Below are 9,244 nucleotides of genomic sequence, written 5' to 3'. Positions count from 1 at the left end.
AACTCGCTTGCCCTCCACTCATGCGTTCGGCAACCACATGAGCCCCCGCCTCAACTGCTCGCGGACGTGTAGTGGCCGATGGCGTGCAGCCAGACCCGGCGCGACACGAAGGCGAAGAAGACGGAGCCCAGCACCGACCCCACCAGGCTCATCAGCGACAGCCGGCCCAGCAGGGCCTCCGCCGGGAAGGTGGTCATCACCGCCAGCGGAATCACGAAGGTGAAGACGAAGGCCAGCACGCCGCGGAACACGGGAGCCGGCCAGCGGGCCGCGTCGAAGATGGACGTGAAGAAGTACGTCAGGTTGTCCACCTTCACCACGTAGAAGGCCGCGCTCACGGTGAGGATCCACAACGAGTAGAGCAACAGCACGCTGCAGCCCAGCAGCACCAGCGAGGCCAACACGCCGAGCAGGGACGGAGAAGTCCCCAGGATATGGAAGCCGTAGACGAAGATGGCGAGCGCCGCCAGCGCGTTGGTGGCCCGCCAGGGCAGGAAGCGCGTGGTGGACACCAGGAACTGCGCGTCGGCGGGCTTGAGCAGCACGAAGTCCAGCGTCCCCTTGCGGATGTGCTCCACCACGCCGGTGAGGCTCGGGCTGATGGCGCCCTCGAGAATCCCCTGCAGCAGGGTGAACCAGCCGATGACGAGCAGCGACTCGCCGAAGCTCCACCCTTCTATCTGCTGCCCCTGCTTCTGGAAGACGACGAAGAGCGGGGCGAGCGCGGTGGCCGACCAGAAGAGGGAGATGAGCCCCTCGACGATGAAGTCCCCGCGGTACTGCATCGCGAGCAGGCTGGAGGCCCGGAGCTGGACACCGAACAACCGGATGTAGCGCCGAAACATGCCCCTACCCTCCATACGCCGCGAAGCGCTTCAGGCCCCGCTTCCACAAGCCGAGCGAGATGGTCAGCATCAGCGCCACCCACAGCCACTGGCGTCCCAGCAACGCCAGCGCCTTGTGGAAGTCGTGCGTGTTCGTCATCAACTCCACCGGCAGGCCGATCTGATAGCGGAAGGGCAGCCAGTCGAGCGCCGCCCGGAACGCGGGCGGGAAGAGCTCCACCGGGTACAGGTAGCCGGAGCACACGAAGAAGAGGGCGATCCACACGTCCATCAACTTGGTGCTGCTCTCCATGAAGAGGCTCATCGTCCCGATGGCCACGTTGGCCAGGAAGGTGATGAGCCACCCAGCGAAGAGCGACAGGAAGAAGAAGACCCAGCCCCAGAGCGTCTGGGGCACCGAGCCCCAGCCCAGCTTGTAGACGGAGAAGGCCGCCACCGGCACCACCACGAACAGGCGCATGGGGAAGGAGCCGAGGTTCTCCGCCGCGTAGCTCCACAGCGGAGAGATGGGGCGCAGCAGACGCATGGCCAGCGTGCCCTGGCGCACCTCGTAGTTGATCTGCCAGGCCGCCCAGGCCCCCGTCATCTGCCGCACCACGAAGGCGGCCAGGAAGTACCGGATGAAGTCGTCTCCGCTGTAACGGCCCACCGGAGCGGCGCGCGCCACCGCCGTCCACAGCGCCATCATGATGAACGGCATGGTGGTGGACAGCACCCAGATGAACATCTCCGCGCGGTAGGCGACCGCCTCGGAGACCCCCACCCGCAGCAGCGTGGGAAAGGCCCGCAGTGTGCTCCGCACGCTCATGCGTTCACCGCTCCCCGCCGCGCCTTGCTCTCGGCGAACAGCTCGCTCATGACCTCTTCCAGCGGCGCGTTCTCCACCGTCAGGTCCTGCACCGGCAGGCTGGAGAGGGCCCGGCTGACCGTCGCGTTGACGGCATCCTGCGGCACCTGCAGCACGGCGGTGGCGCTGTCGTGCGTCACCACCTTGCCCAGCGGGGCGAGGCTCGCCGCGTCCACCGGCTGGTTCAGGCGCAACACCACCCGCTTCTCCGGCCGCACCCGCTGCACCAGCGCGTCCAGGCCCCCGTCGTACGACAGCTGGCCCTTGTCGATGACGATGACGCGCGGGCACAGCGCCGCCACGTCGTCCATGTAGTGGCTGGTGAGGATGAGCGTGGCGCCGTGCCGCTCGTTATAGGACTTGATGAACGCGCGCATGGTGGCCTGCATGGACACGTCCAGGCCGATGGTGGGCTCGTCCAGGAAGAGCACGCGAGGGCGGTGGATGAGGGCCGCGGCCAGCTCGCACTTCATCCGCTCGCCCAGCGACAGCTGCCGCGCGGGCTTTCCGATGAGCTCCTCGAGCTCCAGCAGGGTCACCAGCTCGTCCAGGGTCTGCTTGAACTGGGCGCGCGGGACATCATAGATGGCGCGGTTGAGCTCGAACGTCTCGGAGGGCGGCAGGTCCCAGAGGAGCTGCTGTTTCTGCCCCATCACCAGCATGATCTTCTTGAGGAACGCGTCCTCGCGGTGGCGGGGAACGTGGCCATCCACCAGCACCTCACCCCCCGAGGGGTGGAGCAGTCCCGACAGCACCTTGAGGGTGGTGGTCTTCCCCGCCCCGTTGGGGCCGAGGAAGCCCACGCGCTCTCCGGGCTTTATCTCGAAAGAGATGCCATCCACGGCCTTCACGTTGGTGTAGGTACGGTGGAGGACGGATCGGAAGGCGGCCATGAGGCCGGGCGGGCGCTTGTGGACCTGGTAGTGCTTGCGCAGGTCTCGGACGGAAATCATTCGGACAGGGTTTAACGCGGTTGCCCGAAAGAGGCGACCCCTCGTTGTGGAAGGCAGGGTCGGATGAGTGGCGCATACGGCAAGGACCTCGAGCGGTGGATACCGCGGCTGATCGCCGTGTGGCGCGAGGCGCGCAAGCGGGGGGATGGGCCGGAGACGCGGCTGACGCCCCAGGAGGTGAAGGAGGTCGGCGCGGGTGTGAAGCAGTTATCACTGGGCCTGACGCGAGACCGGAAGCTGGCGGGAGCCCGGTACATGGACGACCCGAAGCTACTGGGTGCCTACCTGCTCTTCTACTGGCCCGTCTCCTATGCGCAGGCGCGGGAGGCGCTGGGGGAGCTGCCCAACCGGCCGCGAGCGGTACTGGACCTGGGGAGCGGACCGGGTCCGATGGCCTTCGCGGCGCTGGACGCGGGGGCGGCGGAGGTGACGGCGGCGGACCGGAGCAAGCCGGCGTTGGCGCTCGCCCGGGCGCTCGCAGCGGAAGCGGGCGAGGCGCTGGCGACCCGGGAGTGGGACCCGACGCGCAAGGCGGCCCCGCCCGAGGGCAAGTACGACCTGATCACGATGGGCCACGTGCTCAACGAGCTGTACGGGGCTGGGGACGAGTCGGTGAAGCCGAGGGCGGCGCTGCTGGAGCAGGTGCTGGCGCAGGTGAAGCCGGGAGGGAGCCTGCTGGTGCTGGAGCCGGCGCTGCGGGAGACGTCGCGGCTGCTGCTGAAGGTGCGGGACGCGATGGTGGAGAAGGGCTACGCCATCCGGGCGCCGTGCATGTACCGGGGAGCGTGCCCGGCGCTGGTGAAGGAGAGCGACTGGTGCCACGCGGAGCGGCAGTGGCCGATGCCGAGGGTGGTGGAGGAGATCGCGAAGGCGGCGGGGCTGCACAAGGAGTCGCTGAAGATGAGCTACCTGATGCTGGCGCCGAAGGGGGAGGGTTGGCCGGAGCCGAGACCGGAGCGGCTGTTCCGCATCGTGTCCGAGTCACTGGAGGGCAAGGGGAGGCAGCGCTACATCGGCTGCGGACCCGAGGGCCGACTGGGGCTGGCGATGCAGGAGAAGCACCGCACGGAGAAGAACGAGCGCTTCCTGAAGCTGAACCGGGGAGACGTCATCGCGGTGACGAACACGGAGGCGAAGGGGGACGGGCTGGCGCTGGACGACACGTCGGAAGTCAAGGTGGTGGCCTACGCGGGAAAGGGAATCCCGCCCGCGCCCCCCACCCCTCTCCCTTCGGGAGAGGGAAAGGGTGAGGGTAGCTGAGCCCTGGGGTTCAACCCCGTCCATAACCTGGGACGACACTACCGCGCGAGTCATGTTCTGGTAGGGTAGCCGCGAACCCGAGGAGGATCGCGGCCTGGTCATCCACCTTCCAAGAATCGGCGCCCGGGTAGGCGACTACATCATCACCCAGAAGCTGGGAGAGGGGGGCTCGGGCCATGTGTACAAGGCCGAGCGGGGGGAACGACTGTTCGCCATCAAGTTCCTGGCGGACCTGGAGCTGACGGGCTGGAACCGGCGGGAGATCACGCTGATGCTCCGCCTCCAGTTGCCGAACGTGGTGGGCTTTCGCGCGTGCGAGCGGTGGCCCCACCCGGACCTGGGCTACCCGTACATCGTCATGGACTACGTCCCCGGGGTGACGATGGACCAGTGGGCGCAGCGCATCAACCCCACGGCCCGGGTGGGGATGGACACGTTCCTGAAGGTCGCGCGAGCCATGCGGGAGGTGCACCGGCTCGAAGTGCTGCACCGGGACCTGAAGGAAACGAACATCATGATCCGAGCCGACGACGGCGAGCCGGTGGTGATCGATTTCGGTTTCGGGGCGATGAAGGGAGTGCCCACGGAGACGAAGCCGGGCCGTGTGCCACCCGGGACGCCCGAGTATCGCAGCCCCGAGATGATCAAGTTCCTGAGGGGCGAAGCAGAAGAAATCATCTACACATACACGCTGTCCGACGAGTTGTGGGCGATGGGGGTGCTGCTGTACTGGCTGCTGACGGATGAGCTGCCCTTCGGAGAACGGACGGAGCTCGGGCTGCAAGACCGGATCCTGCGGAACACGCCCAGGGAGCCGCATGCCATGAACCCGCGCGTACCCGAGGCGGCGAGCCGGCTGTGTATGCGCATGCTGGCGAAGGACCCACGGGAGCGCTTCAAGGATGACGACGAGTTGTGCGCGGCACTGGAAGCGGTGCTGGCGGCGGCCGAGGGGGACGCGAGCTGGGACGTGCCGTTGATGGAGCCCCCGTCGCCGCACGAGGCGACGGTGGAGGGCAATCCGGACGAGGGCGGAAAACCCAACGAGGAACCGAAGGACGAACAGCAGTGGATGGCCCACAAGCCCCAGCGAGGCTGGAAGCCGGAGGAGGAGCCACCGGTGTGGGAGGAGCCAGCGACGGCACCGCCGGACGAGCCGCCGCGACCCGCCGAGGCCAATCCAGCGACGGCAGCGGTGGTCCCTACCCGGGCGCCCATCGTGGCGGCGGACATACAGGCCTCGCACGAAACAGAGGCAGCCGCCGCCCGGCACTCGGAGACGCCCACCGAGGGGACGATGGCTGTCGAAGCCGAGCCAGGAAGGGCCCGGAGCGAGAGCCGCGGGATGGGAGGTGCGAGCATCCTTCCGCTGGGGGTCGCGGTGATGACGGGGCTCGCGGTGGTGGCGATCTCGGTGGGGTCCATGAGCAGACCAACGCCCCCGCCCGAAGAGAAGAGAGCCACGCACCAACCTTACACATCCACCCGGGGTGAGGTGACGACTCAGGCTGCTTTTGTCCGCGAAGTGGCGCAATCGGGCAACCCTGCCGAAGCTATATCAAGTGCGGCGCCCGACAGGGCACAACCCCCCGCGCCCTCCCCTACCACCATGCTTCGCAAGAAAGAATCCCGGTTGAAGTCCGAAGAGAAGCCCACGCCCCAGCAGCGGGACAGAACGTCGCAATGCATCCCCATTGCCAAACAAGTCTGCACGGCGGCCGGTGTGTGCACCATCATCCTCACCGGATGCTCGGGAGCCCAGGTGCGCCCCGAGCCAGCGTCTGTCGAGTGCCCCGCTGGCTGGTACGAGACGCACACCCGGTTCGGGCTTATCGGGTGGGCATACGGCCGAGTGCCAGGCTACAGGGGACTGCCGCAGGAAAGGCCCCCCCTGCGTGAGGGTCCTTTCACTCTGGAACTGGATGGTGGCTGGGAAAAACTACCATCCGGCACCCTGCTGAACGGAACGTTGGTGTTTGGGGAAAATCGTTTCTTCGGCCGCTTCACTCAAGCACAGACACCAGATCGGCAGACCTATCCGATTTGCGTTGAAATCTACCGAGACGCGCCGGCAGACTATTGCCCCGTCGTGGGTGCGGGTGACTGCCCCAGTGAGGATAGCAGGCCAGGCAATTTCAAGGGAACTTCCATCCTGCAGCTGCTGCCAACGAATCGTTTCCAATAGCGCCATCTACCGCGTGCCACCGCACCCGGCACTCACATAGGGGCGCCCGGCATTTGGCCGTGGCCCCACTTGTATCGTGGAGATTGATTCCCATGCTCCCGCCGCCATCCGGCTCCCTCCTGGTGTTGACCCTCCTGGCAGGCACTGCGGAGACCGCCGAACCGCCCCGCCTCCCCGAATGCTCCGCAGCCTCCCGCGTTGACTTGACGACCGAGCCCAACGAGGCCCCCCTCGTATGTGCCACCCCAGAGGAGCCCGTGACGTTCGTATTCGACTCTCCGTTGCCGCCGGGAGCGGTGGCGGTGGAGTCAGGCAATCGCTCCGTGAGCGTCGCGCAAGGAGATGACTTCGTGACCGTCTATCCAAAACGAGGTTTCCTGCCCACGGAGCGCGTCAAGCTGATGGTGCGGTTCGCGGATGGTGCGGCCCCGGAGAGTGCGCGTTTCTGGCTGGTGGGGCACGCGGCACGGGGAGCGCGACGAGTGGAGGTGTTCCGCCACCCGCGCTCGGCGGACGCGCTAGAGAAGGAAGCAGCCGAAGCGCAGGCTGGAGCGAACCAGTGCCAAGAAGAAAAAGCCCGGCTTTTGACCGAGCGCAAGGAGCCGGGCGGGCTCATGGGCGCAGCCTGGCTGGAACGTACTGTCCCCATGCAATCAAAAGACATATGGAGACAGGCAAAGTACAACCCGGACAACGCTCTACCAACACAAGCAGCCAGGAGTTACAGCCATCCGGGAAGCATTGCAGTAAAGCTTCGGTTCCTGAACCCTGGCACAGAGCCCTGGACAGCGGAAGGAGCGGTGTTGAAGGACTCGGCGGGCGCGTCGGTGGAGCTTTCCGTGTGGCAAGAGACAGCCATTTCCTCCGACACCATTGGCGCTATCGTGGTAGGTGCCCAGAGAGAGCCGGGGCAACTCAGCTGCCCCTGCACCCTCAAACTGTGGGAGGCGCAAGGAACTCGTACCGTCACCATCGGGAACGTCACATTCCCGGCTGTGAAGCGAAATCCGGAGCCCAAGTAGCCACGCTCCATGCGGACAGAGGGAGACCCAACCTCCCCCATGCGCATGAGGCATCTCATCAGACCCGATGACTTGACATAGCCACCAGCCGTTTCCTGTAATCGGCGGGTTTTGGCTCCCAGCCCGGGGAACTCGCCGAGCCTGACCGTGAGGCAATGGCTCAGCACCCAGGCATACGAGGCCCAACGTGAATTTGGGCTACGGGCCATCGAGAACATCAGGGATGGAGTGTGGAGATGAAGCCAGAGGCACTGGCAGAATGGCAGGGTGACGTTTCCATAAGACTCACCACCTGGGAGAGTCCAGAATGGGGCCTATAGCAAATTATTCCGGCAATGTTTCCGGCAGCGTTTCCCCTATAAAGGCTTCGAGGGCCTGCCGAGCATATGCCTTGAGGGCAGCCATACTCTCGGCATCATCGAAGTCAATGGATTGCACCATGTCGCGAAACCGAGAGAGTGCAGCCTTGCACTCCGCAGGGCGGCGAGTTGCCGGCGATTGGTTGCCCGCGTCGCTTTCGATCAAATCAAGAACGACGGTTGCGTCCTCGTGGAATCCTTCTCTTAGTTTAGCGTCTCCCTTGGATCTGCGCGCCGACTCAAGCGGTTGCCCGTAGGCAATATGCCCTAATCCATTGAGGGCACCAACAATGCGAGCAGCTTTCTCGTTGATAGGGTCTGAAGACATATTTGGCCTCTATTCTAGTGCATCCTCAGAGTCAGTGAGGGTTTATTCCTGAAGGCAGTATGGGCCGATGAAGAAGTTTCCGATGCTCGGAATAAAACCAAGGGCTGCCCCCGCTCGAACAGAGCCCTTGAGGCAGTCGAACCTGCACCACTGTTTGAAGACGAGATTCTTGAATATCTCTGGGAATGGCTCATCGCACCCGCGACAACCACCCTTGCCGCAGTGGGTAACAACACAGCAGGCGCCAATGTCTTTACAAAATACCCTGTCGGGGCACCCGTGCTCCATGCAATCATACATGGGGTAGATTCCGCCGCTCTTCCCTGATGCTTGAATGACGTCCTTGCCCGCTTCCCGTTGCGCGTCGAGGTACTTGAGAAACTTCAATGCGGCGTCCCTGTATGCGCTTTCGTCTGGCTGTTTCTCGGCCATCTCACTGTCTTTTGGGGCGTCTTCACGACGGCTTGAGGCGGAGGTCGCGCATCCGCCGCCCGCCAGGGTGCCAACGACGAGCCACACGAGCCACACGAGCCAACAGGCCGCGACCTTTTTACTGGTGCTCATGTGTTTCCGTGGGGGCTGGATTCCCAGGTTAATGAGGTGTGTCCAGAAAATCGGGGCAGGCTCACAGCTTCGACCCGGGGCCCCTCCTCCAGCATCGCCAAGGTGGAGGTTGGTTGGGAGTCACCCGGACCTCGGCTCAGCCCTTCCGCATCGCAGGAGGGTGGACCATCAAACGGAACAGCCCCCGATCCTCCAGCAGTTTCTGTGTGCGCCAGGCGAGCGCAACGTGCTCGGGGTTGCTCGAAGTGAGCCGCTCGGGAATCAGGGTGACGAGCGTTCCCTTGTCGCCCACCCGCTCCACGCACACGGGCGCGGGCAAGGCAGGCACTTCCCCACGCTCCCGCGAGAAGTAGGTCATCCAGCCCACGAAGCAGCCGAGCCGACTGCCGCCAGAGAGCTCGTCCCAGAGCCCGTCCGCCGTCGCAACCGCCCACTCCGGCTCCCAGGCCACCGCGATGGCACGCATCGTGCTGGCGATGACAGTCGCGCTGAGCATCAGCTCATGACCCTGGGCCTCTTCCGGGAGGAAGAGCCACAGGTTGTTCGGCGCTACCTCTGCCTTCGAGCCGCACCTGAGCATGACCATGGCCCCCTGGTCTTGAGCCTCGCGACCCGTCCAGGCGCCGAACCGGAACCCGTCCTTCCCGCTCTGGTACTTCTCCAGACCGAAGAATCCCAGGAAGGTCTCGCGGGTGGGCTCGAAGCCGAGTTGCAGCGCTTTCCGTGCCGAGTTGCTCTTCTCGTACCACTGGGCGAAGTTCGGATGACACTCCGCAAGGAGGCGGAAGAACATCTCCGCCCGCCGCGCGCACTCCTCGGCTGACTCAGGCCTGCGCGCCCAATAGGCTTTTATTCCGTACGTCTCACTCATGCGTGGCGGC

The 9,244-nt window shown here is 65.2% G+C and carries 9 protein-coding genes; 3 read left to right on the top strand and 6 right to left on the bottom strand.

Annotation, left to right across the window (positions count from 1 at the left end):
• Positions 1-50 precede the first annotated feature (50 nt).
• The 3 genes from JRI60_RS09920 to JRI60_RS09910 are packed head-to-tail and all read right to left on the bottom strand — an operon-like array spanning position 51 to position 2,645.
• Positions 51-845 carry an ABC transporter permease gene (locus tag JRI60_RS09920; RefSeq protein ID WP_204225599.1) on the bottom strand — a complete coding sequence of 265 codons (795 nt, stop codon included), beginning with the start codon at positions 843-845 and terminating at the stop codon, positions 51-53.
• A 4-nt stretch (positions 846-849) separates the two neighbouring features.
• A complete protein-coding gene (locus JRI60_RS09915; protein WP_204225598.1) occupies positions 850-1,653 on the bottom strand; it encodes an ABC transporter permease in 804 nt (267 codons plus the stop codon).
• Positions 1,650-2,645 (bottom strand): ABC transporter ATP-binding protein, encoded by a 996-nt coding sequence (locus tag JRI60_RS09910; RefSeq protein ID WP_204225597.1) that lies wholly within the window; start codon positions 2,643-2,645, stop codon positions 1,650-1,652. The genes JRI60_RS09915 and JRI60_RS09910 overlap by 4 nt, the downstream gene beginning before the upstream one ends.
• A 63-nt stretch (positions 2,646-2,708) precedes the next feature.
• On the opposite strand from JRI60_RS09910, the gene JRI60_RS09905 reads away from it, so the two are divergent.
• The 3 genes from JRI60_RS09905 to JRI60_RS09895 all read left to right on the top strand — a co-directional run bounded on the left by JRI60_RS09905 (position 2,709) and on the right by JRI60_RS09895 (position 7,112).
• Positions 2,709-3,905 (top strand): small ribosomal subunit Rsm22 family protein, encoded by a 1,197-nt coding sequence (locus JRI60_RS09905; RefSeq protein ID WP_204225596.1) that lies wholly within the window; start codon positions 2,709-2,711, stop codon positions 3,903-3,905.
• Positions 3,906-4,083: 178 nt separating this feature from the next.
• Entirely contained in the window at positions 4,084-6,090 is a 2,007-nt protein-coding gene (locus JRI60_RS09900) for a serine/threonine protein kinase (protein ID WP_204225595.1), read from the top strand.
• A gap of 92 nt (positions 6,091-6,182) precedes the next feature.
• A complete protein-coding gene (locus JRI60_RS09895; RefSeq protein WP_239470440.1) occupies positions 6,183-7,112 on the top strand; it encodes a DUF2381 family protein in 930 nt (309 codons plus the stop codon).
• A gap of 324 nt (positions 7,113-7,436) precedes the next feature.
• Here JRI60_RS09895 and JRI60_RS09890 read toward each other — a convergent pair whose 3' ends face one another.
• From JRI60_RS09890 to JRI60_RS09880, 3 genes are all read right to left on the bottom strand, one after another.
• Positions 7,437-7,799, bottom strand: coding sequence for a hypothetical protein (locus JRI60_RS09890; RefSeq protein WP_204225593.1), 363 nt, complete (start codon positions 7,797-7,799; stop codon positions 7,437-7,439).
• Positions 7,800-7,841: 42 nt separating this feature from the next.
• Positions 7,842-8,363 carry a hypothetical protein gene (locus tag JRI60_RS09885; protein WP_204225592.1) on the bottom strand — a complete coding sequence of 174 codons (522 nt, stop codon included), beginning with the start codon at positions 8,361-8,363 and terminating at the stop codon, positions 7,842-7,844.
• Positions 8,364-8,499: 136 nt separating this feature from the next.
• Positions 8,500-9,234, bottom strand: a complete 735-nt coding sequence (locus tag JRI60_RS09880; protein ID WP_204225591.1) for an immunity 52 family protein — start codon at positions 9,232-9,234, stop codon at positions 8,500-8,502.
• Positions 9,235-9,244: the final 10 nt, after the last annotated feature.

This window comes from Archangium violaceum, from assembly GCF_016887565.1.
In the GTDB taxonomy this organism is placed as follows: Bacteria; Myxococcota; Myxococcia; order Myxococcales; family Myxococcaceae; genus Archangium; species Archangium violaceum_B.
The sequence above is the reverse complement of the archived record's forward strand: the minus strand, read 5'-3'. Positions and strand labels throughout refer to the sequence as shown.

Coding starts and splice junctions, on each gene's coding strand:
- JRI60_RS09920 (WP_204225599.1), bottom strand. CDS start 845: ATGTTTCGGCGCTACATCCGGTTGTTCGGTGTCCAGCTCCGGGCCTCC.
- JRI60_RS09915 (WP_204225598.1), bottom strand. CDS start 1,653: ATGAGCGTGCGGAGCACACTGCGGGCCTTTCCCACGCTGCTGCGGGTG.
- JRI60_RS09910 (WP_204225597.1), bottom strand. CDS start 2,645: ATGATTTCCGTCCGAGACCTGCGCAAGCACTACCAGGTCCACAAGCGC.
- JRI60_RS09905 (WP_204225596.1), top strand. CDS start 2,709: ATGAGTGGCGCATACGGCAAGGACCTCGAGCGGTGGATACCGCGGCTG.
- JRI60_RS09895 (WP_239470440.1), top strand. CDS start 6,183: ATGCTCCCGCCGCCATCCGGCTCCCTCCTGGTGTTGACCCTCCTGGCA.
- JRI60_RS09890 (WP_204225593.1), bottom strand. CDS start 7,799: ATGTCTTCAGACCCTATCAACGAGAAAGCTGCTCGCATTGTTGGTGCC.
- JRI60_RS09885 (WP_204225592.1), bottom strand. CDS start 8,363: ATGAGCACCAGTAAAAAGGTCGCGGCCTGTTGGCTCGTGTGGCTCGTG.
- JRI60_RS09880 (WP_204225591.1), bottom strand. CDS start 9,234: ATGAGTGAGACGTACGGAATAAAAGCCTATTGGGCGCGCAGGCCTGAG.